Origin of the sequence: Roseomonas sp. TAS13, assembly GCF_001950415.1 — a bacterium.
In the GTDB taxonomy this organism is placed as follows: domain Bacteria; phylum Pseudomonadota; class Alphaproteobacteria; order Acetobacterales; family Acetobacteraceae; genus Roseomonas; species Roseomonas mucosa.
Genome location: NZ_BDLP01000747.1, coordinates 1 through 821, shown reverse-complemented (window position 1 = coordinate 821; position 821 = coordinate 1). Strand labels below are relative to the sequence as shown.

The 821-nt window shown below is 76.2% G+C and carries 1 protein-coding gene and 1 pseudogene; one reads left to right on the top strand and one right to left on the bottom strand.

Features of this window, described 5'->3' with window-relative positions; genetic code table 11:
• Positions 1–511 (bottom strand): annotated as a pseudogene (locus ROTAS13_RS25290) (hypothetical protein); the annotation flags it as partial.
• A 101-nt stretch (positions 512–612) separates the two neighbouring features.
• On the opposite strand from ROTAS13_RS25290, the gene ROTAS13_RS25285 reads away from it, so the two are divergent.
• On the top strand, positions 613–821 hold a 209-nt coding region (locus ROTAS13_RS25285; protein WP_139323608.1), incomplete at its 3' end, for a hypothetical protein.

Sequence of the window (821 nt, the reverse complement as noted above, 5' to 3'; positions counted from 1 at the left end):
CCCCGGCCGCCGCGCCGCCGCGCGTGGCGCGGGGCATGTCCGGCAACCCGTCCGGTCCCACCTCCAGCACCAGCAGCGGCCCATCCACCGTCAGCGTCTCGGGCACATAGGCGCCCCGCAGCAGCAGGTTCCGCGCCGGCAGCTGCGCCGCGATCTCCGGCAGTTCCAGCCGCGCCTTGCCCGAGGCATCCGGCAGTTGCAGCCCGTAGAGCCGCAGCGACAAGGCGGGCGACCCGCCCGGCTCGGCCGGGGGCAGCCAGCTCAGGGCGGCGGCGCCGATCCTCAGTTCCACCCCGTCGGACGAGATCAGCTGTTCCAGCGCCGTGGCCAGCATCGGCACCGGCAGCGGCCCCGCCTGCAGCCGCCAGAGCAGGGCGCAGGCCACCAGCCCCCCTGCCGCCGCCAGCGTCATCGCCGCATGGGTCAGCGACACCAGCAGCGGCAGGATTCTCCGCCGGAACAGCCACCTCAGCGCGCGGCGCAGCCGGCGGCCCGGCCCGGGCGGGGGCATCCCGGCGCGCGCCGCGGGGTCGGCGGCATCGCGCGCTGGAACCGTCGTGACTTGACCGCCCCGCCGCGTCACGGGACGAAAGGCCGATGACAGCGCCCGGGATGAAACGCCCCCCCGACCCCTTCGATCCGAAGGCGGCGGAGCGGCTGATCGCCAGCTTCGCGGAACGCGGGGCGGCGGAACGCGCCTATGCCACCGGCGAGGGCCAGGCCCTGCTCGCCGCGCTCGGCGGCAACAGCCCCTTCCTCTCCGACCTCGCGCTGCGCGAGGCGCAGACCTTGTTGCGCATGGCCGAGCGAGGCCCCGACGC